The sequence below is a fragment of the Skermanella mucosa genome (genome assembly GCF_016765655.2).
GTDB classification, from domain to species: domain Bacteria; phylum Pseudomonadota; class Alphaproteobacteria; order Azospirillales; family Azospirillaceae; genus Skermanella; species Skermanella mucosa.
Genome location: NZ_CP086106.1, coordinates 1586845 through 1613181, shown reverse-complemented (window position 1 = coordinate 1613181; position 26337 = coordinate 1586845). Strand labels below are relative to the sequence as shown.

General features: G+C 67.2%; 23 protein-coding genes. 4 read left to right on the top strand and 19 right to left on the bottom strand.

What is annotated here, in order from left to right:
* Positions 1–26: 26 nt before the first annotated feature.
* From rfbA to JL100_RS07330, 6 genes are all read right to left on the bottom strand, one after another.
* The gene (gene rfbA, locus JL100_RS07355) at positions 27–941 is read right to left on the bottom strand and encodes a glucose-1-phosphate thymidylyltransferase RfbA (RefSeq protein WP_202680072.1); all 915 of its coding nucleotides are present in this window, start codon (positions 939–941) and stop codon (positions 27–29) included.
* Positions 938–2005: an NAD-dependent epimerase/dehydratase family protein gene (locus JL100_RS07350; RefSeq protein ID WP_202680071.1), complete on the bottom strand. Its 1068-nt coding sequence runs from the start codon at positions 2003–2005 to the stop codon at positions 938–940. Before JL100_RS07350 ends, rfbA begins: the two co-directional genes overlap by 4 nt.
* Positions 2006–2344: 339 nt before the next feature.
* Positions 2345–2896, bottom strand: coding sequence for a dTDP-4-dehydrorhamnose 3,5-epimerase (gene rfbC, locus JL100_RS07345; protein ID WP_202680070.1), 552 nt, complete (start codon positions 2894–2896; stop codon positions 2345–2347).
* A gap of 11 nt (positions 2897–2907) precedes the next feature.
* A complete protein-coding gene (locus tag JL100_RS07340; RefSeq protein ID WP_202680069.1) occupies positions 2908–3480 on the bottom strand; it encodes a polysaccharide biosynthesis/export family protein in 573 nt (190 codons plus the stop codon).
* 365 nt (positions 3481–3845) lie between these two features.
* Positions 3846–5087: an outer membrane beta-barrel protein gene (locus JL100_RS07335; RefSeq protein WP_202680068.1), complete on the bottom strand. Its 1242-nt coding sequence runs from the start codon at positions 5085–5087 to the stop codon at positions 3846–3848.
* Positions 5088–5320: 233 nt separating this feature from the next.
* On the bottom strand, positions 5321–6148 hold the full coding sequence (locus tag JL100_RS07330; RefSeq protein WP_202680067.1) for an NAD-dependent epimerase/dehydratase family protein: 828 nt from the start codon (positions 6146–6148) through the stop codon (positions 5321–5323).
* Positions 6149–6323: 175 nt separating this feature from the next.
* Between JL100_RS07330 and JL100_RS07325 the strand changes: the two genes are divergently transcribed.
* On the top strand, positions 6324–6656 hold the full coding sequence (locus JL100_RS07325) for a hypothetical protein (RefSeq protein WP_202680066.1): 333 nt from the start codon (positions 6324–6326) through the stop codon (positions 6654–6656).
* Positions 6657–6739: 83 nt separating this feature from the next.
* Positions 6740–6931 (top strand): hypothetical protein, encoded by a 192-nt coding sequence (locus JL100_RS07320; protein ID WP_202680065.1) that lies wholly within the window; start codon positions 6740–6742, stop codon positions 6929–6931.
* Between the two features lie 386 nt (positions 6932–7317).
* Here the strand turns inward: JL100_RS07320 and JL100_RS07315 are convergent, their stop codons facing one another.
* The 7 genes from JL100_RS07315 to JL100_RS07285 all read right to left on the bottom strand — a co-directional run bounded on the left by JL100_RS07315 (position 7318) and on the right by JL100_RS07285 (position 15422).
* The gene (locus JL100_RS07315; protein WP_228421118.1) at positions 7318–7890 is read right to left on the bottom strand and encodes a histidine phosphatase family protein; all 573 of its coding nucleotides are present in this window, start codon (positions 7888–7890) and stop codon (positions 7318–7320) included.
* Positions 7891–7944: 54 nt separating this feature from the next.
* On the bottom strand, positions 7945–9423 hold the full coding sequence (eat, locus tag JL100_RS07310; RefSeq protein ID WP_202680064.1) for an ethanolamine permease: 1479 nt from the start codon (positions 9421–9423) through the stop codon (positions 7945–7947).
* 90 nt (positions 9424–9513) lie between these two features.
* Complete coding sequence (locus JL100_RS07305) at positions 9514–10350, bottom strand: ABC transporter permease (protein ID WP_202680063.1); 837 nt, start codon at positions 10348–10350, stop codon at positions 9514–9516.
* A gap of 7 nt (positions 10351–10357) precedes the next feature.
* Positions 10358–11593: an ABC transporter permease gene (locus JL100_RS07300; protein ID WP_202680062.1), complete on the bottom strand. Its 1236-nt coding sequence runs from the start codon at positions 11591–11593 to the stop codon at positions 10358–10360.
* Positions 11574–12617 (bottom strand): ABC transporter substrate-binding protein, encoded by a 1044-nt coding sequence (locus JL100_RS07295; protein ID WP_202680061.1) that lies wholly within the window; start codon positions 12615–12617, stop codon positions 11574–11576. Before JL100_RS07295 ends, JL100_RS07300 begins: the two co-directional genes overlap by 20 nt.
* A gap of 87 nt (positions 12618–12704) precedes the next feature.
* Positions 12705–14255, bottom strand: a complete 1551-nt coding sequence (murJ, locus tag JL100_RS07290) for a murein biosynthesis integral membrane protein MurJ (RefSeq protein ID WP_202680060.1) — start codon at positions 14253–14255, stop codon at positions 12705–12707.
* 39 nt (positions 14256–14294) lie between these two features.
* On the bottom strand, positions 14295–15422 hold the full coding sequence (locus tag JL100_RS07285; protein WP_202680059.1) for an ABC transporter ATP-binding protein: 1128 nt from the start codon (positions 15420–15422) through the stop codon (positions 14295–14297).
* Between the two features lie 268 nt (positions 15423–15690).
* On the opposite strand from JL100_RS07285, the gene JL100_RS07280 reads away from it, so the two are divergent.
* Together JL100_RS07280 and JL100_RS07275 are read left to right on the top strand one after the other, a co-directional pair.
* On the top strand, positions 15691–18192 hold the full coding sequence (locus JL100_RS07280) for an ankyrin repeat domain-containing protein (RefSeq protein ID WP_202680058.1): 2502 nt from the start codon (positions 15691–15693) through the stop codon (positions 18190–18192).
* 14 nt (positions 18193–18206) lie between these two features.
* Positions 18207–18740 carry a hypothetical protein gene (locus tag JL100_RS07275; protein WP_202680057.1) on the top strand — a complete coding sequence of 178 codons (534 nt, stop codon included), beginning with the start codon at positions 18207–18209 and terminating at the stop codon, positions 18738–18740.
* Positions 18741–18742: 2 nt separating this feature from the next.
* On the opposite strand, the gene JL100_RS07270 is transcribed toward JL100_RS07275, so the two are convergent.
* From JL100_RS07270 to hyfB, 6 genes are read right to left on the bottom strand one after another with little or no spacing between them, the layout of a single operon-like run.
* Positions 18743–19258, bottom strand: coding sequence for an NADH-quinone oxidoreductase subunit B family protein (locus JL100_RS07270; protein ID WP_202680056.1), 516 nt, complete (start codon positions 19256–19258; stop codon positions 18743–18745).
* Between the two features lie 37 nt (positions 19259–19295).
* A complete protein-coding gene (locus JL100_RS07265) occupies positions 19296–20804 on the bottom strand; it encodes a hydrogenase large subunit (RefSeq protein ID WP_202680055.1) in 1509 nt (502 codons plus the stop codon).
* A 16-nt stretch (positions 20805–20820) separates the two neighbouring features.
* Positions 20821–22269 carry a hydrogenase 4 subunit F gene (locus JL100_RS07260; protein WP_228421117.1) on the bottom strand — a complete coding sequence of 483 codons (1449 nt, stop codon included), beginning with the start codon at positions 22267–22269 and terminating at the stop codon, positions 20821–20823.
* Positions 22266–22928: a hydrogenase-4 component E gene (locus JL100_RS07255; RefSeq protein ID WP_202680054.1), complete on the bottom strand. Its 663-nt coding sequence runs from the start codon at positions 22926–22928 to the stop codon at positions 22266–22268. Before JL100_RS07255 ends, JL100_RS07260 begins: the two co-directional genes overlap by 4 nt.
* Positions 22929–22937: 9 nt before the next feature.
* A complete protein-coding gene (locus JL100_RS07250; protein ID WP_202680053.1) occupies positions 22938–23903 on the bottom strand; it encodes a respiratory chain complex I subunit 1 family protein in 966 nt (321 codons plus the stop codon).
* Positions 23900–25909 carry a hydrogenase 4 subunit B gene (gene hyfB, locus JL100_RS07245; RefSeq protein ID WP_228421116.1) on the bottom strand — a complete coding sequence of 670 codons (2010 nt, stop codon included), beginning with the start codon at positions 25907–25909 and terminating at the stop codon, positions 23900–23902. Before hyfB ends, JL100_RS07250 begins: the two co-directional genes overlap by 4 nt.
* Positions 25910–26337 lie beyond the last annotated feature (428 nt).

Here is a 26337-nt window from a genome sequence, read left to right as displayed (position 1 = left end):
GCCGTCAGGCGACGGCGCCCGGATAATCAGATGTGTTCGCTGTCCGACTTGAACTCCGGCTGCCAGCCGGAGAAATCCTGCTCGAGCAGCCGAAGCAGATATTTTCCATAGCCCGACTTCATCAGCGATGCGGACAGTTCCGCAAGCTGGCTGTCGGTGATGTACCCCATGCGCCAGGCGATCTCCTCGGGGCAGGCAACCTTGAGGCCCTGCCGGGCCTCGATCACTTCGATGAAGTTGCCGGCGTTCAGGAGGCTGTCATGGGTCCCGGTGTCGATCCAGGCGGTTCCCCGGCCGAGCAGTTCGACCGAGAGCTTGCCGCGGTCCAGGTAGACGCGGTTGAGGTCGGTGATCTCCAGCTCGCCGCGGGCGCTGGGCTTCAGGTCCTTGGCGATGCCGACGACGTCGCTGTCGTAGAAGTACAGGCCGGTGACCGCGAAGTTGGACTTCGGCTTGGCCGGCTTCTCCTCGATGTCGGTCACCCGGCCCGCGTGGTCGAAGGCGACCACGCCGTACCGTTCCGGATCGCTGACCTGGTAGGCGAACACCACGCTGCCGTCGGTAAGCTTGGCCGCGCGCTGGAGGCGGTCGGTGATGCCGTAGCCGAAGAAGATGTTGTCGCCAAGGATCAGGGAGACCGGGTCGTTGCCGATGAAGTCCTTGCCGATCAGGAACGCCTGGGCCAGGCCGTCCGGGCTGGGCTGGACGGCGTAGCTGAGATTCATGCCCCAGCGGGAGCCGTCACCCAGCAGGCGGGCGAAGAGGTCGCGGTCCTGAGGCGTGGTGATGATCAGCACGTCCCGGATTCCCGCCAGCATCAGGGTGCTGAGCGGGTAGTAGATCATCGGCTTGTCGTAGACGGGGAGAAGCTGCTTGCTCACCACGCTGGTGATGGGAGCAAGCCGCGTCCCTGACCCGCCGGCCAGGATGATCCCTTTCATTCAGCCGCCTCCGAACGGCGCAGGCTTTCGGCCTCGGCTTCCGGGATATCGAAGATGCCGCCGTACAGCTCGACCTTCCGGATGATTTCGTGCCACTTCACGAGGTTCTTGTACCAGTCCAGCGTGATCGTCTCGGTCGTGCGGTCCAGCTCTCCCGACTCCAGCTTCGCCGCGATCTCCCGGATGCCGTCCTCGGCGACCCGCTGGGCCTTCCAGCCGAGCGACTCGATGCGGTCGAACGACACGCGGTACGAGCGGGTGTCGGCATCGCCGTACCACTCGATCTCGACCTTGTTCGGCAGGGTATCGACGACGATCTGCGCCAGCTTGCCGATCTGGTAGTTGTTGGCTTCGGAACCGACGTTGAAGATCCGGCCGTTCACCTTTTCCGCGGGCGCGGTCAGCATGAACATCTGGGCCGACGCGGTGTCGCGGACATGGACCATCGGGCGCCACTGGGAGCCGTCGCGCATCAGCGGCAGCTTGCTGGTCTTCCAGGCTCCGAAGGTCATGCCGTTGACGGCCAGATCCAGCCGCATGCGCGGGCTGTAGCCGTAGACGGTCGCCTGGCGCAGGACCACGACGGTGAAGTTGTCGTCGGCCAGCGGCAGCACGCCATGCTCGGCCTGCTCGTTGGCCTTCGCATAGGTGGTGAGCGGGTTGGTTGCCGTTTCCTCGTTGGCAACGACGCCGTCGGGCTGGAAGCCGTAGATGCTGCAGGACGACGGCAGGACATAACGCTTCACGCCGGCCTGCTTGGCCAGCTCGGCGCACCGGACCCGGGCGCGGTGGTTGACCGCCCAGGTCACGTCCTGGAACAGCTCGCCGCTGGGATCGTTGGAAATGGCGGCGAGGTCGATGACCGCATCGACTCCGGCGAAATCCGACACGGAGAGGCGGCGGACGTCCTCGCGGACCATCTCCAGGTCAGGGTGGGACTTCAGCAGTTCATGACCGAAGAAGAACCGGTCAACCGCGCGCACGGCATAGCCCTGGTCGAGCAGCATCGGAACGAGGGTTGTGCCGATATAACCGCCGGCGCCGGTGACCATCACACGCTGCATTGTATATTCCTCGGCTGGTGCATAATGGTGCAAAGCACGGGGCTCGCGATCTCCGCGAATATGCTGCCCCGCTGCGTTGACCGTAATTGTTTCGGGTCTAGAGACGTTTCAGGTCTAGAAACAAGGGCTCGGGTTCTTCGCCCCTTGTCTGTGACCATTTTAAGCGACTGCCGCTCTGTCCACAGCTATCGCTTCGGTAGTTACTCGATTAATCGAACGGAGATGCCTAGCATTCGTTCCGCGATGTCTGGAGAGGAAATCGGGGTGCTCTTATCAGGGTCCCCCTTTCACACTCTCCAGACCGTCGCGATACTCTCCTGAGAAGGTACCCTTCAGGCCTCAGAAGGCATCCTTCAGGTCGCGCAGGCGCGGCTGCACCTTGTCCTTGTCGGACAGCACGGCCTGGTCGCCGGCCACCGGCCACTCGATCCCCAGGTCAGGGTCGTTCCACAGAAGGCCCCGGTCGTGGCTGGGAGCGTAATAGTTGGTCACCTTGTAGATGACCTCCGTATCCGGCTCCAACGTCACGAAACCGTGGGCGAAGCCCGCGGGAACCAGGATCTGGCGGCCGGACTCCGCGTCGAGGCGGGCCTTGACGTGCCGGCCGAACGTCGGGGATCCGCGCCGCAGGTCGACCGCGACGTCCAGGATCGCCCCCTTGACCACGCGGACCAGCTTGTCCTGCGCATAGGGTTCGAGCTGGAAGTGAAGGCCGCGGACGGTGCCCACGGGAACCGACAGGGAGTGGTTGTCCTGCACGAATTCCTTCGTGAAACCGATACCCTCCAGGGCTTTGCGGTTGTAGGTCTCGACGAAGAAGCCGCGGTGGTCGCCGAACTTGCGGGGCGTCAGCAGCTTGACGTCGGGGATCTCGGTCTCGACGATTTCCATGATGCCGCGGCTCAGAACAGGCGTTCGGGAATGCGGACGACGTCGTCCGGCAGAACCCGGGTGTTGATCGGGGCGCGCCGCTCGACCTTCTCCGGATCGTTGCCCCGGGTGACCAGGATGTAGTCCTGGCGGCCGCGATAGGTGTAGCCGCCCGCCATGGCGACGGCCGTGGTCGCCGTCATGCCGTTGGCATAGGGATACTGGCCGGGATTGTTGACTTCTCCGATGATGTAGAAGGGTCGGAAAGTGATCACTTCGGCGCTGACGCGGGCATCACGCACATAGCCTTCGTTAAGCTTCTGGGCGATGGCCGTCTCCAGCTCTCGGGACGTCTTGCCCTTGGCCTCGACCTCGCCGACGAGCGGCATCGCGACATATCCGGCGCCATCGACGCGGAAAGTGCCGGAGAGCTGCTCCTGGCCGAAAACGGTGATACGGACTTCGTCGCCTGCTCCCAGTTGGTACTCGCCAACGGTCGCGGTCTGCGTCTCCAGCGGCGCGTTCGAGCCGGTGTTCTGGCAGGCCGCCAAGCTCACGGCCACGACGCAACCGGTCGCAACTTTCTTCCAGGTAGCAAAAAGCATCGGTTCCTCTATCTCTGGGCCTTGCCGGATCGTCGCGGGGCTTTATCACGCCTGACCGGCCCTCCGGAATGCGGTCACTCCGCATTCCTGCCCCCTTACGACCACGCGAATACTATCGACAATGCGCCTAAACTGAAAAAGAGGAGAGGAATTAAGCCTATGGCAGTAATTGATTGCATTGTTTGTGATTTTTTATGCATCGACCGGTAGACGTCTGCATTACCGATCTTTCGGGCCATCATCGCCGCCGTGGCTCCTGGGGGAAACGTTATCGCCACCACCGGAGATTTCGGATGCGTCCCAAAAAGAATGGCGGCGCCTGCCGGGCAGGCGCCGCCGATGGATCGAACCGATCCGGATGACCGTCAGAGCTGGGCGCCGAGACGCAGCGCGATCAGGTTACGGTCATAGTCGTCGCCCGCCTGGTTGGAGTCGCGGCGCGAGAAAGTGTACGTGCCCCGGAGATAGAAGTTCCGGTTCAGCGTATAGGTGGCGCCGGCTTGCAGCAGGTAGAAGTCCTCTTCGCGGTCGGTCGACTCGTAGTCGTCGATCCGATACTCCGCCCGCGCCGACAGGATCACGTTGCGCAACAGTTCGTGATCGACCCCGATCTGGAAGGTCGAACGGTCGCGCGGGTTGGGAGTGGTCCCGAAGCCTTCCTCGATCCCACGGGAGACGTCGCCGGAAATGGTCGTGAGTTGCGTCACGGCATAATCGAGCGACAGGCCATAGGCGACGCCGGTGAAATCGCCGTAGACCTCCTCGTCGTAATCCCGCGAGAGGTAGCCGGCGAACACTTCGCCGGTCAGCAGCGAGGTCAGGTCGATCGTGGTGCCGACCACCGCCTCGTACCCATCGCTGTCGGGTGGCAGGGTGCCCTCATCATATTCCGTGCGGATGTAGGTCAGCCGGACGAACGGCCGGTAGCCGGGCGACAGGTCGTAGCCGATCTGGCCCGTGGCTGTGTAGGCCCAGTTGTCGCGGTCGTCCTGGTCCAGGTTGATCCCGCCGATCGAGGCGACGTCGTCATAGTCCTCGTTCTCGGCTCCGAGGCTGAAGCTGGTCAGGAAACGGTTGAACCGCTGGGTGTATTCCAGCTCCGCCCCGCTTCGGGTGAACTCGACCGGCTCGGCCGCCGCATCGGGAGTGTCCGGGTCGCCGCGGTCGTCATGCAGCTTGCGGTGCGCAAGGTCCAGCGACACGGCCGACTCGCCCGTGATGTCGAAGCGCCCGCCGCCGGTGACGAAATAGTCGACGTAATTCTCGCTGGTGTTGTCGGCATAGCGGCCGATGTCGGCGCCGGCGCCGAAGCGCAGCTGGTGACGGTTGAAATCCGACTGCACGGCGACCGACGGAAGCACCTGGAACAGGAAGTCGCCTTCCTCGTCGGTATCGGAGGCGAAGACGTTGTCGTCGTAGGTGGTGCCAAGCTCGATCTTCGGGAAGATCAGGAAACCGCCCTGGCGGATGCCCAACGGATCCAGTTCCGGCCGCGGGCGGTCCAGGACGCTGGCCCCGCGCTGAAGCTCCTGGGCAATCACCGCGGTGCTGGTCCCCGCCAGCAGTGCGGCCGCACCGAAGAGCAGTGGCAAAGTCTTGATATTCATCGCCCCCACCGAAAATGGCAATCTGTTGAACATACTAAAAAGGCCCTTCGAGCCGGCCTTTAACGGACCGGCCGACCCTAATGAAGCCAGAAACGCCAAAGCAAGCAACCATGCGGACGCATTGCCGCGCGTTTGTGCATCAGGTGTGCCCAATAGACAACATACATCCAACAGGATAGGACTTTTGGGTTAAGGCTGTGGAGTCTTCAGCGCTTTTGCCCGATCCGCCTGCGCTATCCGTCGGTCCGGCTCTCCGCCTTGGCAAGGCGGCGCCCCAGACTGCGGCAATATTCGGGGAGCGCGCCGCTCCGCCATGACCAGTCGGTCGCCGACGTGATCTTGGCGACATCCAGGACGAACTCGTCATGGATGCGCGGCGAGGTGACGACCAGTTCGCCCCGGCCGAACCCCTCGATCACCCACAAAGCCATGCGACCCACCTCGACGCAGCCGCCGGACCCGACATTGTAGGTCCCGACCAGCCGATGATTGAGTACGGCCTTGATCGCCGCCGCCACCTGTTCGACCGGCAGGAAATCGCGCCGCACGAAGGGGCTGACGTCGAGCACGATCCGGTTTTCGCCGGCGAGCCTTCCGAGCATCAAGCTCATGAAGCTGGACCGGGCGTCGAGACGATCGTACCCGACGACGTTTCCCACCCGCAGGATCGTCAGCCGTTCGCCGAGGAGGTTGGCCAGCACCCGCTCGATCGTCAGCTTGTTGCGGCCGTAGGGATCAACCGGGCCGACCGGGCTTTCCTCGGCCGCCCCGAAGGCGTATTCCGGCGCATAGACCTTGCGGGTGCTGAGCATGACGTACCCCAGACCCAACTCCGCCGCCGCCCGTCCCAGGCGAAGGTCGATATCCAGGTCGGCCCGGTACGGCCCGCTCCTGAGTTCGGGATGATAGGCGAAATTGACGATCCGGCCGACACCGTCGAGCAGATCCGGCCGATCCAGCTCGTCATGCCCGACGTAACGGCAGTTCGGAACGCCTCCACAGTCGCGCAAAGCCCTGGCAAGCAGGCTGTTGCGGCCGACGATCAGGGTCGCGTCCCCCATCAGTCCTCTCGGCAGGTCGTTTTCGATTCAGGCTCGCCCCTTCGCGGACGGGCATCATAGGCTTGGCCGGCCGACGCGCGACGGGGCAATCGGATGCATTCGATCGGATTAACCTCCGGTAAAAACATTAGAAATACTATCATATGATCCAACGTCCAAGATCCGGGAAGCGTCCATGTCCGCACCAGCGTCGAATCGCCGAGTGACCTATACCCTGGCAACCCTCAGGCGGGGAGTCTGGCAGACCAGCGACACGATCGACAGCCTGGACGCCGCCCTCGCCCGGGCGCGCGAGGCCCTGGGCACCGGCAAGGTGGAACGGGCCAAGGTCGAACAGTGCTTCACCGATCCCGAGGCCAGGCGCGCCGTCATGACGACCGTCTTCGACGAAGCGGGGGCAAGCTCCTCCCGGTTCGAGGTGAATGCCTGGATGCTGCTGGGCCTTTCGGTGCTGCTGGGAGTCGCCGCGTTCCTGGTCACCGGTTATCTTCTTCAGGGATCGGCCTGAAGAACCGCGGGCTGAACCTTTTCGCCTCCAATCCCCTTATTCGCGTATCGCAATCATGCAATACGGGCAGGGAGAGAAGAGACATGACCGACAAGCGCGATCTGAGGAAGCCCGGGGAAAGACCCGTTCCGCCGCGTCATCCCGGCGACGACCCCGCCATGCCGCCCTATGCGCCGGGCGGCGTCCCCGAACCCACCCAAGGCGAGGAAACCGCCCACACGACCGAGGAGCGGGAAGTTCCGCCGTCGGGCTTTCCGCCCAAGCGCGCTCCCTGAAAAAGAATGCAGCGACCCGGAAAGGTAGGATGACCATGGCCGAGCCGCCGCGGGATGCCAGGATATAAACCGGATCCTGCGGCGCATGCATCCCGGCATCAGGGAGCTGATCAGGCCGCTCATCCCGCAAAGCGTTGCCGAAAAGCAACACCTTCCCGGTAACGTGCTCGAAATTCGCCTTGGTGCTCGCTTCGATATTGCATCTGCGAGCGCATCCTTTAATTTTTGCATTGCAGCAAGCGATTGCTGCTTCGCCCTTGTTGGGCGTTTCCTCCCTAGACTCAGGCCGCTCTCGAGGCGGCCTTTTTTCTGCCAGATCGCCAAAGATTGGGCAACCCTGTACAGAAGCAGTAACCTAATGCCTTTCGGTATAGGTGCGACTTCGGTCAGGGACGGATCCTGCCCACGACCTCCCCGCCCGGGCGCAGGACCACGATTTCCCCCGATGCCGGATAGATGCCGGTCAAGGCGGTGACATTGACCTGATGGGTCACCAACACCAGCATCCCCGGACCCCGCCACGCCGCCATGAGCTCCCTCGCGGCTTCCGTCTGCCTCGCGCCGTCATCGCCGGTGCCGAAGAAGGAGTTCAGCGGTTCGAACACCTCCACCGGCCCCAGATCCATCAGTTCGGCGGTTTCGACGCAGCGGCACCACGCGCTGGTCAGCACCCGCCCCGCTGCCGCACCGCGCTTCCGCAGGTCCGCGCCGAGTCGCCGCGCCCAGTCCCGCCCGGCATCGGACAGCAGGCGCTGTGTGGCGCAATCGTCCAGGCGGAACCCCGGAGGATCGCCCACCCCAGGAACCGTCACGGCGTGCCGCATAAGGGCGACGTGGCCGCCCTGTTCCAGGGCTGCCCAGGCCGCCTGCTCGTCGGCCCGGGCGGGAAAGGCGGCGAACAGCAGGATCAGGCAAAATCCCAGCCACCGGCCCCATCGGAGGTTGTTCAGTCGATGCATGCGGATGGTCGTCCCAGGTCCAGGTATCCCATCCGCATCAGGTAGATCGCCCGGCTAGTCCGCCAAGCCGGGGACCGTCTCCGACTTCGACCGATGGCTGATCGCGAACGCCTCCTCCGGCGACTTCACGAGGTGATGGCGCCCGTAGAGCCCGAAATAGGCGATGCCGGTCAGGAACCAGATGGCGCATCCCCACACGCCCGGCCGGTACTCCGGATTGAAGAACAGCGACACCAGCGTCACCACCGCGATGACCAGCGCCACGACGGCGCCGGGCACCCCGAGCGGGCTGACGAACGGCCGCTCGATGTCCGGCAGCTTGGAGCGCAGCAGGATGAACGACACCAGCTGCATGATGTAGCTGATCATGGCGCCGAAGACGGCCATGTTGAGCAGGGCGGCCCCCACCAGGGCGCTGCCCGAATACTGCATCACGAAGGCGACGAGGAAGCCCAGGGCGGCCCCGGCGAACAGGGCGACATGGGGCGTCTTGCGCTCACCGTGGGTGACCGACAGCCATTTGGGGAAATAGCCGGCGCGGGCCAGGCTGTAGATATTGCGGCCATAGGCGTAGATGATCGCGTGGAAACTGGCGATCAGTCCGGCGGCGGCGATCATCGCCAGCAGCTTCACCCCGATGCCGTCGCCGAAGATGGTCTGGAAGCCCAGGAACAGCGGCTCGGTCGAGCTGCCGACCTCCTTGGCGCCCGGCGCGATGCCGGCCGACAGGAACAGGGTCAGGAAGGCCAGCGCGATCAGCGTCAGGATGCCCAGCAACAGGCCGCGCGGCATGTCGCGCTTCGGGTCGTGCGCCTCCTCGGCGGCCAGGGGAAGCTGCTCGATCGCCAGGAAGAACCAGATGGCGAACGGCAGCGCCGCCAGGACGCCGGCCCACCCGAACGGCAGGAAGGCGCTGCCGCCAGGACCCGGCTCGATGTTCAGGGCGTTCGCCGCGAAGTCGAAATGGCTGATGGCGCCGACGAAGAAGACGATCAGGATCGCCAGCGCGACGAAGGTGATCACCAGGGTGAACTTGAAGCTCAGCTCGACGCCCCAGTAGTTCAGCCCGACGAAGATCACGTAGCAGAACAGCCACCACATCGGCGCCAGCTCGGCCGGGGTCCCGAAGATCGCGCCGAGATAGCCCCCGATCCCGACCACGATCACCGCCGGGGTCAGCACATATTCCATGTTCTCGCCCAGGCCGGTCAGGAAGCCGCCCCACGGCCCCAATGCCGACCGCCCGAAGCTGTAGGCCCCGCCGGTATGCGGCAGCGCCGGCGACATCTCGGCGAGGCTGAAGCACAGGCCGAGATACATGACGACCACGATCAGCGTCGCGATGAACAGGCCGCCGAAGCCGCCGGCGCCCAGGCCGAAATTCCACCCGAAGAAATCGCCGGAGATCACCGCGCCGACGCCGAGCGCCCACAGCGACCACACCCCGGCATATTTTCGAAGCCCCCGTTTCTCGAAATAGGCGGCATCCACCGCATGATACCGGACACCGTCTATGCTCTCAGGCTCTGACATGATGACCCCCAAACCTTGGTTTCAGGCACAGTGGCTACCGGTGGACGATCCTCTATCTTTTTGGGCTTCTTATTTTCTTGATGTTTATGTTCAGCGGATGCCGCGCAGGCGTTCGCCCCGGCGCCGCAGGGCTTCCATGACCGTCATCAGCAGGACCGACAGCACGATCAGGAGGGTCGCGGCTGCGGCGATGACCGGGCTGATGTTCTCCCGGATGCCGTCGAACATCTGGCGCGGCAGGGTGCGCTCCTGCGGGCCGGTCAGGAAGAGCGCCACCACCACCTCGTCGAACGACGTGACGAAGGCGAACAGCGCGCCCGACACCACGCCGGGCAGGATGATCGGCAGCGTGATCCGGAAGAACGAAGTCGCCGGATCGGCCCCCAGGCTGGCCGCCGCGCGGGACAGGTTGGCGTCGAACCCCTGGAGCGTCGCCGACACGGTGATGACGACGAAGGGCACGGCCAGCGCGGTATGGGCCAGCGTCAGGCCGACCAGGCTGCCGGTCAGCCCCAGCGGCGCGTAGAAGAAATAAACGCCGACCGCGACGATCACCAGCGGCACCACCATGGGCGAGATCACCAGCGCCAGGAGCAGCGAGCGGCCGGGAAAGCTCGCCCGCTGCAGTCCCAGCGCCGCCAGCGTTCCCAGGACCGTCGCGAGCAGGGTGGCGGCGCAGGCGACCACCACGCTGTTGCGGAGCGATGACAGCCAGCGCTCCGACTCCAGCAGTTCCTGGTACCAGCGCAGCGAGAGCCCCGGCAGCGGAAAATTCAGGAACGAACCGCTGCTGAACGACAGGGGGACGATCACCAGGATCGGCAGGACCAGGAATCCCAGCACGAGGACCGTGATCGCCCACAGTCCCACATGCCAGGCGCGCTGCGCCGGGGTCGCGTGGGGCGGAAGGTTCAGGATCGATCTCATGCCCGCCTCATCCCATCCGCATGCGGTCGACTCCGACCAGCCGGGCATAGACCCAGTAGAGCAGCAGGGTCGCCATCAGCAGCACCGAGCCGAGCGCCGCCGCCATGCCCCAGTTGATCGTCTGGTTGGTGAAGAAGGCCACGAAGTAGCTGACCATCTGGTCCCCCGCCCCGCCGACCAGCGCCGGCGTGATGTAGTAGCCGACCCCCAGGATGAAGACGAGCAGGCAGCCGGCCCCCACCCCGGGAACGGTCTGCGGCAGGTAGACCCGGCGGAAGGCGGTGAAGGGCGTGGCGCCCAGCGACGTCGCCGCCCGCACATAGACGGGAGAGATGCCGCGCATCACGCTGTAGAGCGGCAGCACCATGAAGGGCAGCAGGATATGGACCATGGCGACATAGACGCCGACCCTGTTGTAGACGAGCTGGATCGGCTCGCCGATCAGGCCGATCCACTGGAGCGCCTCGTTGATCGGCCCCTCCCGCTGGAGCAGCACGACCCAGGCGCCGGTCCGCACCAGGATGGAGGTCCAGAACGGCAGCAGGACCAGGATCATCAGCAGGTTGGAGACGCGGGGCGGCAGTGACGCCAGCTTGTAGGCCAGGGGGTAGCCCAGCGCCAGGCACCAAGCCGTGACCACCGCCGCGATCCAGAAGGTCCGCGCGAAGATGTCCACGTAGATCGCGCGGTCCGCGGAAACCCGCACGACCGAGCCGGAGGCGTCGATCTCCCGGTCGACCGCGGCGAGCAGGTAGTAGGGCGTGACCGGGGCCGCGGCGCGGCGCATGACCGCCCAGGTCTCCGGTTCGCCCCAGGCCGGGTTTCGTGCCGTCAGCGTCTGCCGCCACGTCCCGTCCGGCGTGTCGGGCAAGCCGCGGGCGGTGGCGAACAGCACCGACCGCATGTTCGGGATCTCGTAGGTCAGCCGCTTCGCCACCCCGGACAGCGACCGGTCGCGCTGTCCGGCCGCCAGCTCCCGCGCGAAGGCCGCGAACGCCTCCTCCGGCGGCAGGCCGGCGCCGTCCCACGCCCGCAACGCCGCGGCGGTGTCCGGCATGACCGACGGCAGCTCCGAATTGTCGACGCTGCGCACCAGCATCAGCCCGATCGGGGCCAGGAAGAACACCGCCAGGAAGACGAAGAGCGGCGCCACCAGCGCCGCCGCCTCCAGCTTGCGGCGGCGCTCGGTCCGGCGGAGCTGCGCCTTCAGGTTCACCGGCCGCTCACTGGCCGATCCAGGCATTGAAGCGTTCGGTCAGCCGCTCGACGTTGGCGACCCAGAACTCGGTGTCCAGCTCCAGCCCGACGGCGAGGTTGCCGGGCTCGGTCGGCATGATCGGCAGCACGGCGGGATCGACCAGGGCGGCGGCTTCCTTCGCGGTGACGCCATAGGGCACCTTGGGCGGCAGGTCCTTCTGGCGCGTCGGGTCGCTCATGAAGGCGATCAGGTCCATGCCCGCCTCACGGTTCGGGCTGTCGCGCAGGATCACCCAGCTGTCCACGGCATAGACGCCGCCCGGCCAGACGATCCTGAAGTCGCGGTTGTCGCTCTTGTTCGCCGCCGTCACCCGGGCATTGTAGGCGCTGGTCATCGCGACCTCGCCGGACGCCAGAAGCTGGAGCGGCTGGGCACCGGCCTCCCACCACACCATGTGCGGCTTGATCTGGTCCAGCTTCTTGAAGGCGCGGTCGACCCCGGCGTCGGTGCCGAGCACCTGGTAGACCTGCGACGGCTCGACTCCGTCGGCCATCAGCGCGAATTCCAGCGTGTATTTCGGGCCGCGGCGGAGCCCCCGCTTGCCGGGGAACTTCTGGACGTCCCAGAAATCGGCCCAGCTCTTCGGCCCGTCCTTCAGCTTGGCGCCGTCATAAGTGATCAGCGTCGTCCAGACGATGGCGCCGACTCCGCAGTCGTGGACCGCGGCGGGAATGAACTTGTCGCGCCCGCCCAAGGCCGCCCAGTCCAGCTCCTCGAACAGCCCTTCCTCGCAGCCCAGCACCAGTTCCTCGGCTTCGACCTGGACGACGTCCCAGTCGGCGTTGCCACCCTCGACCTTGGCGCGGAGCGCGCCGACTCCGCCGTTCCAGCTATCCTCGACCAGCTTGGTCCCGGTCTGGGTCATGAAGGGTTGGAAATAGACCTCCCGTTGCGCATCCTGGTAGGAGCCACCCCAGGAGGTGACGGTGAGATCGCGCGCCTGCGCGCTTCCCATCGCCGAGGCCATCAGAAGCGCGCCGAAAACCAGGCTGGACTTGCATCCCATCATCGTCACCCTGTTCCTGTTTTATGATTAATCCTGAGTTTTCATCACCTTGACCGGCGTGTCCAGAGTATCGATGGTCGGGGAGCGGCATCACCCCTTCCGGCGCCGCCGGGTATAGAGTTTCAGTTCGGCCATCGACACGACGCCCAGAGCCATTCCCGCCACCGCATAGGCGGCCACGCCGGCCCCGACCAGCGCGCCCAGCGCCAGCGAGCGCGTCCAAAGATCGGGAGCGGACAGGAAGCCGCCGAGGCCCCATTGCGCCGCGAGCAGCACCCCGGCCATAGCCAGGGCCGCCAGCAATTGGCGCGGCACGCGCCGCCGAAGCCGCGCGTCCAGCACCAGGAACCCGCGCCGGAACAGCAGCACCGCCAGAAGGGCGCAGTTGACCCAGGACGCCGCCGAGGTCGCGAGCGCCAGCCCCACCTGGGACAGCGGCTGCATCAGCGCCAGTTTCAGCGCCACGTTGACGGTGACGACCACGAGGGCGATCTTGACCGGCGTCTTCGTGTCCTCGCGCGCATAGAAGCCCGGCAGCAGGCTGCGGATCAGCACGAAGGCCGGCAGCCCCAGGGCATAGGCCATCAGCGTCGCCGACGTCGCCTGCGCGTCTGCCGCCTGGAACGCGCCGCGTTCGAACAGCACGGAGATGATCGGGAAGCCCGCGGCGAGGAAGGCGGCCGTGGCCGGCAGGGTGAACAGGAGTGACAGCTCGATCGCACGGTTCTGGCTGTCGCCGGCGGCCTGCATGTTGCCGCTCTTCAGCGCGCGCGAAAGCTCAGGCAGCAGGACGGTCCCGATCGCGATCCCGATCACGCCCAGCGGCAGCTGGTTGATCCGGTCGGCATAATACAGGTAGGACACGGAGCCGGTCGGCAGCAGCGAGGCGATCAGCGTGTCGATGAACAGGTTGATCTGGGTGACCCCCGCCCCCAGCGCCGCCGGCCCCAGCACCGTCAGGAACCGCTTCACTCCCGGGGTCAGCCGGGGCCGGGGCAGCCTAAGCGACATTCCCGCGCGCCGGCAGTCCCACGCCAGGTACAGGAACTGGGCGACGCCGGCGGCCAGCACCCCCCAGGCCAGCGCATGGCCCGCCGTGGGCAGCAGCGGCGTCAATCCGACCAAGGCTCCGATCAGGCACAGGTTGAGCAGGATCGGCGCCGCCGCCGCCGCGGCGAACCGCTCGATGCTGTTCAGCACGGCGCCCATCAGGGACACCAGCGAGATGAACAGCAGGTAGGGGAAGGTGATCCGGGTGAACAGGACCGCCAAGTCGTACTTCATGGGCTCGTCGGCGAAACCGGGCGCGAAGACGACCATGAACCAGGGCATGATCAGCTCGAACGCCAGCAGCAGGACCAGTTGCACGACCAGCAGGAAGGCCAGCACCTGCTCGGCGAAGATCCGGGCCTGGGATCGCCCCTGCCCGACCAGGAAGGAGGAGAACATCGGCACGAAGGCGGCGTTGAAGGCGCCTTCGGCGAACAGCGCGCGGAAATGGTTGGGCAGCCGGAACGCCACGAAGAAGGCGTCCGCGACCGGTCCCGCGCCCAGCAGGGCGGCGGTCAGGATATCCCGGACGAAGCCCAGGACGCGGCTGGCGAGCGTCAGGCCGCCGACGGAAAGGATCTTTCGGAACACGGTGGAACGGCCTTGCGCCAGGAACGGGACGGAGAAGGATCAGACCGGATCGAGCGCCCTGCAATCCCCGGCGGCCCAGCGGACCGAGACGTCCTGACCCGCCTGGAACGCCTGGACATCGTCGGCGAAGGGGACTTTGACCATGAAATCGTCGCTGTCCGCAACCTCCAGCCGAAGCCGCAGATGGTCGCCCAGGTAAATCCGCTCCAGCACGCGGGCATTCAGCCGGTTCTCCGGCCCGGCGCCGGGGTCGCCCAACCCGCCTTGATCGAGGGTGATTCGCTCCGGCCGTATCGACAGGGTGGTCGCCTGCCCGGCCCGGTCCACCGATACGGCGGTCGCCCGCACGCTCTCGCCGGTCGGCAGCTCGACCCGACATGTACCGCCCGCCAGGTCGCGGACGATCCCGTTCAGCCGGTTGTTCTCGCCGATGAAATTGGCGACGAAGCTGTTGCAGGGCTGCTGGTACAGCCGGTCCGGCAGGTCGATCTGCTGGATCACGCCGTGATTGAAGACGGCGATCCTGTCCGACATGGTCAGGGCTTCGGTCTGGTCGTGGGTAACGTAGACGACGGTGACGCCGAGCGACTGGTGGATATGCTTGATCTCCAGCTGCATATGCTCGCGCAGCTGCTTGTCCAGGGCTCCCAGCGGTTCGTCCATCAGCACCAGCTGGGGGTCGAAGACGAGGGCGCGGGCCAGCGCCACCCGCTGCTGCTGCCCGCCCGAAAGCTCGGCCGGCCGGCGGGCGCCGAATTTCTCCAGGTGGACCATGCGGAGCGCCCGGGCGACCCGTTCCTCGATCTCCGCCCTCGGCCGCTTCCTGACCGACAGCGGGAAAGCCAGGTTCTCCGCCACCGTCATGTGGGGAAACAGCGCGTAGTTCTGGAACACCATGCCGATGTCCCGCTTGTGCGGCGGCAGGCCCGCGATCGACCGGCCGGCCAGCCTGATGTCGCCCGAGGTGGGCACCTCGAACCCCGCCAGCATCATCAGCGACGTGGTCTTCCCGGACCCCGACGGCCCCAGGAGCGTCAGGAATTCGCCGCGGCTTATCTCCAGGTTCAGGTTTTTGACGACCAGCGTTTCGCCGTCGTAAGTCTTCCGGACATCCTTGAACTCGACATGGGAGGATTCGGCCGCGCCGACGGGGTCTGTATGGGTCATGCCGGCAGGATATCGCAAATCAAGGCCCCGGCCAGCCCCCCGAGTGGATCGGGCGATTCTGTCCGCCATGAGATCGATGCGATTAGGGGATGCGCGGGACGATAGCGGGCAACTCCGATGGACGCGGATCATTCATCCGTTTTTTGCGTTCGTGAATGGTACCAGGGTTGATAGAGTGCCGAGGCTCAACACATGAGAACCGAAGGTGCTCCGCCTGCGAGAATCCGGTACCGGGCGGCGTTGGGTAATCCTTTTGATAGAACATGCCATGATCAATAACCGCTTCGGTCTTCGCGAAGAGCCATTCACGATTACGCCCGCCACGCGTTTCACCTACGCGTCGCAGGAGCACGAGGAAGCTTTCAACGGCTTCACCCTTGCCGTGGTGGCTCGGCGCCGGATCATGGCTCTCTATGGAGAGACCGGGTCGGGCAAGACGACCCTGCTGCAAGGTCTGCTCGATCAGCTCGAATCAGATGGCACCATGGTGCTGGCGATCGCCGCCAAGCCCGGCATGACTGTCGAGGACCTGATCCAGCAGGCCGGCGGCGAACTGTTCCTGGACGAGAACGGCGGCCAGCCCCTGTCCGACATGGACGCCCTCGTCGAGCGCCTCGAACAACGGCTGGAGGAGGCGGGCACCGGCGTCCTGATCGTGGACGAGGCGCAGGAACTCGATGTCGGCGTGCTGTACGACCTGGTCGAGATGGCGGCATCGGACACCGAGACCGGCCGCTTCCTGCAGGTGCTGCTGGCGGGCACGCCCGACCTGGAGCGCATGCTGGCGGAGCCGGGGCTGGAGGACACCATGCGCCGCCTCGGCGTGACCTACCATCTTCCGCCGCTGGAGCGGGATCAGGTCGAGTCCTACATCCAGGAACGGCTTGGCGCCGCCGGCGCGATCCGGGACGATATCTTCGAACCGGCGGCGATCGAGGCCATCGCCCATTATTCCAGCGGTCTGCTGCAGCTGGTCAACACGCTGGCGGACGTCGCCGTCAGCGGCGCCTCCCGTGCCGGCGAACGGACGATCACGCGCGCCCGGGTCGAGCAGGTGGCGCGGGACCTCGGTCTGCAGCCAGCCCATGAGCCGCAGCCCGTCCAGCCGGCGGGTCCGATCCAGACCGAAGTGCAGGAACCGGTGGCGCGCAGCCGCCCGTCTCCCCCGCCGCCTCCGGTCGCCCCGCCTCATTTCACGCCGGCCCCGGCACCGCCGCCGCGGGCAGCTCCGCCGCCGGACCCCCTTGCCCGCACGCCGCGCCGTCCCGTCCAGGCGCCTCCGCCGCACGAGGTCGAAGCGCCGATACCGGCCCACCGGCACCCCGCCCGCGACGCCTATCCGCCCTGGGAGGACGATGACGGACGGACGCCGCCGCTGCGCCGCAGCGCCGCGGCGCCGCTGACCGCATCGGCATATCGGCACGACCGACCCGAACCGGACTACCGGCGCCGCCGCTGGCCGCAGGTCGCCGCAAGCCTGCTGGCTCTGCTGGCCGGCGCGGGTATAGCGGCGGCATTGCTGGAGCCCCAGGCCATCCAGCGGCTCTACACCCAGGCGACCGGCGACCAGCTTCCTTGGAGCACGGAGCCTCCGCCGTCGGAGACCGCCGACTTGGCACCCGAGGCCGACTGGGAGCCGCAGCCCCTCCCGGTGGAGCCTCCCCCGATCCCCCAGCCGGCCCAGCCTCCCGTCTCAGCAGCGCCCACGCTCCCGCCGCCGGACCCCGCGCCGCCTTCCGCCGTTGAGGAGCCGCCGGCCCTTTCCGCTGACGCCGCCAATGAGCAGCGCGTCACGGAACTGGTGAACCGGGCGAACAGGTATATCGATCAGCGCCTGCTGACCACGCCGCCGGGCGGCAACGCCTTCGAGGTCTATCAGCAGATCGTCCAGATCGCCCCGCAGGACCCCCGCGCGGCGTCGATCCTCTCGACCATCAAGGACACCTACCGGCGCTGGGGCGCCACGGCGGAGGATCGCGGGCAGTTCGACAACGCGGCAAGCTTCTACCGCCGCGGCCTGACCGTCGATCCGGCCGACGAGACCTTGCAGACGCGGCTCCGCGAACTGGATGCCAAGCGCCAGGCGGCCCTCGCCGCGGAAACGGCATCCCGGCCCGAGTCGCCGACCGCCGGGACCGCCGTCGCTCCCCCGCAACCGGCGCCGGACCAGATCCTCCGCCTGCCGCCGGACTATGACGAGGGAGCGGAGCGTGCCGGTGCCGCCTCGGACCTGCCGCCCGCGGCACCCAACCGCTTCGTGACCCGCGAGGACATGCTCCAGGCCTTCCAGCAGCCCGCCGTCCTGGAAGCGGTCATCCAGGCCGGCCGCGACATCGATTACGAGTTGCCCGACGGCAAGACGGCCCTGATGCTCGCGTCCGAACAGGGCAACACCCAGGCTGTCCGCCGGCTGCTCACCGCGGGCGCCGCTCCCAATGCCCGCAGCCGCAACGGGGGCACCGCCCTGATGTATGCCGCCTCGATCGGCAACAATGCCATCGTGCGCGCCCTGATCCAATCCGGCGGATCGGTCAACTCCATGAACGTGGAGGGCAAGACCGCCCTGATGGCGGCCGCCTCTCGCGGGCAGGTCGAAACCGTCCGCATCCTGCTGGAGAACGGCGCCAACATCGGCACCACCAGCATCCACGGCCGCAACGCGCTGAGCTACGCGCAGGAAGGCGGCCACCGAGCGGTCGTCGATCTTCTCAACTCCTTCGATCCCCAGGCGAGTTCGCGGCGCTCCGCCCTCGATAACCAAGTCGGATAACTGAACTGATCACCATGAAACTGCATCGCATCGGCGCTGCCCTGGCGGCGCTCTTCGCATTGGCCGCCTGCGAGGATTACGGTCGGGTCACCCAGACCCAGGTCGACCCCGCCTACAATCCGGACGAGCTTGGCTATGCCGGCGGACGGGATGCCACGCTGACCACCCTGATCTACGGCAACCCGAGCGACGTCGGCGCCGCGCAGTTCGCCAGCCAGGTCCTGGCCTCCATGAACCGCGTCGAGGTCGGCGCCAGCCTGAAGTTCGCCCAGGACGCCGGCCCCGGCGGCCGGGACCTGTACAAGGTCGTGATGGTCTTCAACCCGGTGAACCAGGTGGTCGACGCGGAGCTTTGCGCAGCCCAGATCCCGCCGTCGCAACCCTTCGACGAGGACGTGACCGTGCGGGCGGCCTATTGCCGGGGCGGACGACCGCTGACCGGCGCCGTCGGCACCATCGAGGCGGAGGATGCCGCCAAGCCGGACCGCATGGACCGCTTCATCCGGGACCTGACCTTCAGCCTGTTCCCGCTGACCAAGGGGTCTTGACCTTACTTCGCGGCCTCCACCAGGGCGACCAGCCCGGCGAGCAGGTCTATCGGGCGCGGCGGGCAGCCGGGGATGTGGAGGTCGACCGGGACCACCGCGCCGACCCCGCCGACGATGCCGTAGCTGCCCTTGAACAATCCGCCGTCCAGCGCGCAGCCGCCGACCGCGACGACCCATTTCGGGTCGGGCGTGGCGTCCCAGGTCCGGAACAGCGCGTCGCGCATGTTGGCCGTGACCGGCCCGGTCACCATCAGCACGTCGGCGTGCCGGGGCGAGGCGACGAAGCGCATCCCGAAGCGCTCCAGGTCGTAGATCACGTTGTTGAGCGCGTGGATCTCCAGTTCGCAGCCGTTGCACGACCCGGCGTCGACCTCGCGGATCGACAGGCTCCGGCCCAGCCGGGTCCGGGCCGCCCGGTCCAGGCGGCTCGCCAGCTCCTCGATGCCGTCTTCGGCGGGGGCCGGCCCCTTCATGGTGACGGGCCCCCGGAGCAGGTTCCGGGCGATGGTCTTCAGCATGGGGTCTTCAGCATGGGGTTCTCGGCATGGCGGCGTCCTACAGGTCGTGCCCCGAATAGGAACAGTTGAAGCTCTTGTTGCACAAGGGGAAATCGGCGACGATGTTGCCCTCGATCGCGGCCTCCAGCAGCGGCCACTGGAACCATGACGGATCGCGCGGATGGCACCGGGTCACGATGCCGTCCTCGCGCACGGCGACCCAGGTCATGATCTCGCCCCGGAAGCTCTCCACCAGCGCCATGCCCTGCCCCGCCGCGGCGGGCACGGGTGCGTGGACCGGCCCCTCGGGCAGGCGGCCGAGGATCTGCCGGACCAGTCCCAGGCTCGCCTTGACCTCCCGTATGCGGATCCACACCCGGGCGTTGACGTCGCCGTCGACGAACACCGGGACCTCGAACTCCAGCTCGTCATAGGGGGCGTATCCGGGATTGCGGCGGGCGTCCTGCCCCCGGCCGGACGCCCGTCCGACATGGCCGCCGGCGCCGAAGCGGCGGACCAGTTCGGCCGCCACGCGCCCGGTCGAGACCGTCCGGTCCTGGAGCGAGGCCTTCTCGTCGTAGGTATGGATCAGGGGCGGGAAAGCGGCCTGCAGGTCCGCCACCAGCCCCGCCAGCACCTGCCGCCCGTCTTCCGCCAGGTCGACGGCCACCCCGCCCGGGATCACCCGGTCCATCATCAGGCGGTGGCCGAAGCAGGCGTCGGCCGCCCGCAGCACCTTCTCCCGCAGCTGCCCGCATTCCGCCAGCATGTACGCGAAGGCGGCGTCGTTGCAGATCGCCCCGATGTCGCCGAGATGGTTGGCGAGCCGCTCCAGTTCGGCCATCAGCGCCCGCAGCCAGACCGCCCGCGCGGGCACGGCGGCTCCGGTCGCGGACTCGACGGCGCGCGCGAAGGCAAGGGAGTGCGCGACCGTGCTGTCGCCCGACACCCGGGCCGAAAGCTTGGCGACCTCGGCCACCGACCGGCCGGCCATCAGCCATTCCGTCCCCTTGTGGACGTAGCCCAGGCGCTGCTCCAGCCGGACCACCGTCTCGCCGTTGCAGGTGAAGCGGAAATGGCCCGGCTCGATGATGCCGGCGTGGACGGGGCCGACCGGGATCTGGTGCAGGCCCGGGCCTTCGACCGGCAGGAAGGGATAGGGTTGCGGGTGGCCCAGCGGATCGGGCGGGTCGGCCGAGAGCGGCAGGCGGATCGGCCAGGAATCGTGGTCGAGCCAGGGGCGCGGATCCACCAGCGACTCGGCCGTTATGCCGAACAGGTCCTGCGCCGCGCGCTCCAGCCGGATGGCCGCGGGCCGCGCTCCGCCGACCGAGGGGAAGCGCCCCTCCGGACAGGTCAGCGACACCACGGCGACCGCATCCGAAGCCTCTTCGCGCAGGGCCATGTGGACGATCCCGGTATCGGCCCACAAACCCACCAGGGACCAGTCCGGCTTTTCCGCCAGGGTCGCGACCAGCGCGGCCCAGGCTTCGCGGTCCAGGTCGAACCGGGGGAACGGCCGATGAGCCTCGGCGCGGGTCCCGATCGATGCGAGATGGTCGAGCATGCGATCCTCCCTCCCCTCAGCCGAGCAGCAGGGCGACGGCCTGGAACCACTCCACCAGCGGCTCCGGCAGCCAGATGCCCGCGACAAGCACCAGGACCAGATGGAGCGCCATCGGGAACGCGCTGGAGGCCGCCGGCGCCGTCGATCCCGACGGTTCGCCGAAGGCAAGCGACTGAAGCCGCAGGATCAGCGCGCCGAAGGCGACGACGATGCCCAGCACCAGGGGCAGCGCCAGCAGCGGCTCGCGGGCGAAAACGGTGGTCACCAGCAGGAACTCGCTGAGGAAGATGCCGAACGGCGGCAACCCGGCGATCGCCAGGACGCCGGCGACCAGTCCCCAGCCGATCACCGGATGGCTGGCTGTCAGCCCCCGGATCTCGGAGATCTGCTGGGTGCCCTTCACCTGTGTCGTCAGGCCGACGGCGACGAAGATCGCCGACTTGGTCAGGCTGTGCATCGTCATGTGCAGCAGTCCGGCGAAGTTGGCGATCGGCCCGCCGAACCCGAAGGCGAAGGTGATGATCCCCATATGCTCGATCGAGCTGTAGGCGAACAGGCGCTTGATGTCCCGCCGCCGGTACAGCATGAAGGCGGACAGCAGCAGCGAGGCCAGCCCCATGACCATCATCAGCGGCCCGGGCGCCAGCGACTGCCCGTTGGCCGTCATCAGCATCTTGAAGCGCAGCACCGCATAGAGCGCGACGTTCAGCAACAGCCCGGACAGCACGGCGGAGATCGGCGTCGGCCCCTCCGCGTGGGCGTCGGGCAGCCAGGCATGCAGGGGTGCCAGCCCCACCTTGGTGCCGTAGCCGATCAGGATGAAGACGAAGGCGAGGTTGAGCAGGTCGGGGCTGACCCGGTGGATCTCCAGCATCAGCGCCGACCAGGTCATCGCCGGCATGCCGCCGCCCATGACCGGCCGGGCGGCCAGGAAGACCAGGATCGTGCCGAACAGGGCCAGCGCGATGCCGACGCCGCACAGGATGAAGTATTTCCAGGCTGCCTCGATCGCCGCCGGGGTCCGGTACAGGCTGACCATCAGGACGGTGGTCAGCGTCGCCCCTTCGACCGCCACCCACAGCACGCCCAGATTGTTGGCCAGCAGGGCCAGCAGCATCGTGAACACGAAGGCCTGGTACATGGCGTGGTAGAAGCGGACGAACAGCGGCGTCAGCCGCCCCGTCCCGATCTCGTGCTCGATGTAGCTGGCGCTGAACAGGGCCGTCGTGAACCCGACGAAGGCCGTCAGCGCCACCAGGTAGATGTTGAAGTCGTCGACCAGGAACAGCGGCGTGCTTTCCGGCCGGTCGGCGAACAGGCTGAGCGAGGCGACCAGGGTCAGCCCCGAGGCGAGCGAGTTCAGCCGGGACGCCAGCCGGTGGTCGGCCACGGCGGCCAGGGCCAGCCCGGCCAGGAAGGGCAGCGCCAGGATGACGTGGGCAGGGTTGACCGGAAGCTCGATCACCGGCGCTCACCGCGGAAATTCTCCAGGGCGTGCAGGTCGAGGGTGTCGAACCGCTCCCTGATATGGAAGAAGAAGATGCCGAAGATGATGAAGGCGACCATCACCGCGAAGGCGACCAGCATCTCGACGATCAGGGGCATCCCTTCCACGCCGATGGCGGCCAGGATCAACCCGTTCTCCAGCGACATGAATCCCACCACCTGCCCGATCGCGTTGCGCCGGGTGATCATGGTCAGCAGCCCCAGCAGCACGACCGACAGGGCCAGCGCCAGGTCCTCGCGCGTCAGGGCGGTCACGTCGGCGGTGACCGGAAGCACCAGCAGGATCGACAGCGTGACGAGGCTGACGCCCGCGATCATGGTCGGCCCGACTCCCAGCGATGTGTCGACCGTCCGGCGGATGTTCAGCCGGTCGATCACGCGGTGCAGCGCCACCGGGATCGCGATCGCCTTCATGCTGAGGGCCAGGAGCGCCGTGATGTAGAGGTGCGGGGCGTCCTGGATGTAGCCCTGCCACGCGGCGGCCGCCGCCAGCACCATCGACTGCGCGGCGAAGGCCTGGATGATCGCGAACAGGCGCCGCTGGTAGAGCAGCGCGAAGCTCAGCAGCAGCACGACCGCGCCGAGCATGTGGGCAATGTCATAATGGATTCCGGGCATGCCGGCGCCTCACAATCCGGTCGAAACATAGAGGAAGATGGCGCCCAGCAGGCTGAGCAGCAGCGCGCCGCCGAGGAACTCGCCATAGCGGAAGACGCGCATCTTGGCGACGCTCGTCTCGAACAGCGCCAACAGGACCGCGCCCGAGGCCAGCTTCAGGACGAACGTCACCAGCCCGATCAGGATTGCGAGCGGCCCCTCCCCGGGTTCCGATATCCCCCAGGGAAGGAAGATGCAGGCGATCAGCGCCATGTAGAGCACCAGCTTCAGCATGCTGGCGGCCTCGATCAGCGCCAGATGGCGGCCGGAATACTCCAGCACCATGGCCTCGTGGACCATGGTCAACTCCAGATGGGTCGCGGGGTTGTCGACCGGGATCCGCGCGTTCTCGGCGATCGCGACCATCAGCAGGGAGATCAGGGCGAGCCCCAGGGAGATCCGCAGCCCGACGCCTCCCGCCAGCATGAAATCCACGATCAGCGAGAGCGACGTGGTCCGCACCAGGATCGCGATGGAGAAGATCACCATCAGCATGGCCGGCTCCGCCAGCGCCGCGATCATCATCTCGCGCGACGACCCCAACCCGCCGAAGCTCGTCCCCACGTCCATCCCGGCCAGCGCCAGGAAGAACCGCGCGCTCGCCAGCAGGGCCACCAGGGCGATCAGATCGGCGGTCGCGGTCAGCGCCAGCGCCGTGGTGAAGGTCGGCACCAGCGCCGCCGCCAGCCAGATCGCGGTGAACACCAGGTACGGCGTCACCCGGAACAGCCAGGACGCGTTGTCCGCCAGGACGACGTCCTTCCGCAGCAGCCTGAACAGGTCCCTGTACGGCTGGACCAGCGGCGGCCCCCGGCGGCCGAGCAGCCGGGCCTTGACGACCCTCACCAGGCCGGTCAGCCCGGGGGCGAGGGCCAGCACCAGCAGCATCTGGACGACCTGGAAGACTCCCGCGAGCAGCGCCTGGACGAAGATCATTGCGACACCGCCACCATGACCAGAAGCACCACCAGGGCGAAGAACATCAGCGACAGGTACTGGCGGATGGTCAGGAACTGCAGGCCGTCGATGCGGTCCGCGACCCAGCCGACCAGCCGGACCATCGGCGTGAACAGCCGGTCCCACGCGGGATCGCGCATCTCCAGGGCGAAGCGCGCGGGCCGCGTCTCGCCCGGCGCCGGCATGTCCACGGTCTCCCGCGCGCCGAAGATCTGGACCCCGAAGACCCGCCGCAGCGGCTGGGCGAAGCTGCTGGCCGAATACTGGCCGAGCGGCGCCGGATCGGTGAAGCCGCAGGCCCAGGGGATCGAGCGGCGCACCCGGTTGGAGGCGTAGCGGTGGATCATGAAGACGGCGAGGATGGTCAGGATCAGGATGGTCATGAACATCATGAAGCCGCTGTAGCTGTTCCCGAAGGCGCTGGCAGGCGCCAGCCAGACCCAGCCGCCATGCCCGCCGGCGTCGAACATCCCCTCGCCGGTGGTCAGCCGGTTGGCCGGCTCGATCATCGCGATGGCGAGCTTGGGCAGGACGCCGATCACGGCGCACAGCACGGCCGGCACCGCGATCGCCGACAGCATCACGGCATCGACCTCCCACGCCTGTTCCGCCCGGGGCGACCGGGCACGGCCCAGGAAGGCGATGCCGTAGAAGCGCACGAAGCAGGCCGCGGCCAGCGCGGCCGACAGGGCCAGCAGCGCGCCGATCACCGCGAAGCCGATCTTCAGCTCCCACTGTTCGAGAAGCGGGCCGTTCAGCACAGCCTGGAACAGCATCCATTCCGCCACGAAACCGTTGAGCGGCGGCAGCGCGGAGATCGCCGCGGCCCCCACCAGGCAGAACAGCGCCGTCGCGGGCATCCGGTGGATCAGCCCGCCGAGCCGATCCAGGTCGCGCTCCCCCGTCGCGGTCAGCACGGCGCCGGCGCCGAAGAACAGGATGCATTTGAACAGGGCGTGGTTCAGCACGTGCAGCATGGCCGCCGTCATCGCCAGCGCCGCCAGCGCCGGGACGCCGGACGCCTTGAACACAAGGGCCAGGCCCAGCCCGATCACGATGACGCCGATGTTCTCGACCGTCGAATAGGCCAGCAGCTTCTTCACGTCGTCCTGCATCAGCGCGTAGAGCACGCCGACCACGGCGGTGACGGCGCCGACCACCGCCAGCACTGCCCCCCACCACCAGAGCGGCTCCCCGACCAGGTCGAACAGGACCCGGATCAGGCCGTAGATCGCGACCTTGGTCATCACGCCGCTCATCAGCGCGGAGATGTGGCTCGGCGCCGCGGGATGGGCGAGCGGCAGCCAGACATGCAGGGGGACGAGGCCGGCCTTCGACCCGGCGCCCAGAAGCACCAGCAGGGCCGCGAAGCTGGCCGGCACCGCTCCCAGGGGGTGGGCGCGGATCGCCTCGAAGCCGTAGCTGCCCGCCTCCCCCGCCAGGATGCCGAAGGCGAGCAGCAGGCAGGCCGTGCCGAAGCTGGCCATCACCAGATAGACGTAGGCGGCGCGGCGCGTGTCCTCCTCCCGGTGGCTCGCCAGGACGAGCAGCCAGGACGACAGGGACATGAATTCCCAGGCCATCAGGAAGACGAAGGCGTCGTCCGCGACCAGCACCAGGTTCATGCCGGCCAGGAACAGCGGGAAGAAAGGCAGAACGCGGCCCGGTTCCGCCTCGTGCCGGGCATAGCTCCAGCCGAACACCGCGGCCAGGCAACCGCCCAGGTTCACCGCCAGCAGGAACACGGCGGACAGCGCGTCGAGACGCAGGTTGGCGCGCAGCCAGGGCAGCCCGACCGGCAGGGCCAGGACGTCCACGTCCGTCCCGCCGGCGGCCAAGCGCAGCAGGACCGCCAGGGCGGCGGCGGCGCACACCAGCGCCATGCCGCCATGGACGACCTCGTGGGCACGGCTCAGCCAGGATCGCGCCGCTCCCACGATGCCGAGGAGCAGCATGGCCGCGATGCACAGACTAATGAACGCCAAGACCGGGAACCGCCTGAGAAACCATGGACTGAAACCACTGGAGGTATTCGGATAAGCGCGAAACTTATAACATGCGGCCGTGCCCCCGAGGCAAACATCCCTTCGGCCGGGCGGGATATCGGGGGTGCGACAAAGCGTGCCGGTGGCGAGGTCGCGAAAAGGCCGGCCCCCGCTGACGCGCGGGCCGGAGGTTTTCAGTCAGGGAGGAAACGCACCACCGTGCGTTCGTGTCGCCAGGATCGTTCCCCTCTTGTCAAAAATCGGTTAAATCACAGGGCCGGGAGAAAAGGCGGTCGAGTTTGCCGCAGGGCATCTCCCCGCAACGGCCATGCTTGATGCCCGCAGGCAGGTTAATGCAACGTTAACCAAGACCCCGATATGCCTTGGGCTGGATAAGGTCCCTAGCCTTCTGCCGCCTCTACAGGGTA

Bases quoted from the DNA above. Each gene is read 5' to 3' on its own strand.
- rfbA (WP_202680072.1), bottom strand. From the start codon at position 941: ATGAAAGGGATCATCCTGGCCGGCGGGTCAGGGACGCGGCTTGCTCCC.
- JL100_RS07350 (WP_202680071.1), bottom strand. From the start codon at position 2,005: ATGCAGCGTGTGATGGTCACCGGCGCCGGCGGTTATATCGGCACAACC.
- rfbC (WP_202680070.1), bottom strand. From the start codon at position 2,896: ATGGAAATCGTCGAGACCGAGATCCCCGACGTCAAGCTGCTGACGCCC.
- JL100_RS07340 (WP_202680069.1), bottom strand. From the start codon at position 3,480: ATGCTTTTTGCTACCTGGAAGAAAGTTGCGACCGGTTGCGTCGTGGCC.
- JL100_RS07335 (WP_202680068.1), bottom strand. From the start codon at position 5,087: ATGAATATCAAGACTTTGCCACTGCTCTTCGGTGCGGCCGCACTGCTG.
- JL100_RS07330 (WP_202680067.1), bottom strand. From the start codon at position 6,148: ATGGGGGACGCGACCCTGATCGTCGGCCGCAACAGCCTGCTTGCCAGG.
- JL100_RS07325 (WP_202680066.1), top strand. From the start codon at position 6,324: ATGTCCGCACCAGCGTCGAATCGCCGAGTGACCTATACCCTGGCAACC.
- JL100_RS07320 (WP_202680065.1), top strand. From the start codon at position 6,740: ATGACCGACAAGCGCGATCTGAGGAAGCCCGGGGAAAGACCCGTTCCG.
- JL100_RS07315 (WP_228421118.1), bottom strand. From the start codon at position 7,890: ATGCATCGACTGAACAACCTCCGATGGGGCCGGTGGCTGGGATTTTGC.
- eat (WP_202680064.1), bottom strand. From the start codon at position 9,423: ATGTCAGAGCCTGAGAGCATAGACGGTGTCCGGTATCATGCGGTGGAT.
- JL100_RS07305 (WP_202680063.1), bottom strand. From the start codon at position 10,350: ATGAGATCGATCCTGAACCTTCCGCCCCACGCGACCCCGGCGCAGCGC.
- JL100_RS07300 (WP_202680062.1), bottom strand. From the start codon at position 11,593: ATGCCTGGATCGGCCAGTGAGCGGCCGGTGAACCTGAAGGCGCAGCTC.
- JL100_RS07295 (WP_202680061.1), bottom strand. From the start codon at position 12,617: ATGATGGGATGCAAGTCCAGCCTGGTTTTCGGCGCGCTTCTGATGGCC.
- JL100_RS07285 (WP_202680059.1), bottom strand. From the start codon at position 15,422: ATGACCCATACAGACCCCGTCGGCGCGGCCGAATCCTCCCATGTCGAG.
- JL100_RS07280 (WP_202680058.1), top strand. From the start codon at position 15,691: ATGATCAATAACCGCTTCGGTCTTCGCGAAGAGCCATTCACGATTACG.
- JL100_RS07275 (WP_202680057.1), top strand. From the start codon at position 18,207: ATGAAACTGCATCGCATCGGCGCTGCCCTGGCGGCGCTCTTCGCATTG.
- JL100_RS07270 (WP_202680056.1), bottom strand. From the start codon at position 19,258: ATGCTGAAGACCATCGCCCGGAACCTGCTCCGGGGGCCCGTCACCATG.
- JL100_RS07265 (WP_202680055.1), bottom strand. From the start codon at position 20,804: ATGCTCGACCATCTCGCATCGATCGGGACCCGCGCCGAGGCTCATCGG.
- JL100_RS07255 (WP_202680054.1), bottom strand. From the start codon at position 22,928: ATGCCCGGAATCCATTATGACATTGCCCACATGCTCGGCGCGGTCGTG.
- JL100_RS07250 (WP_202680053.1), bottom strand. From the start codon at position 23,903: ATGATCTTCGTCCAGGCGCTGCTCGCGGGAGTCTTCCAGGTCGTCCAG.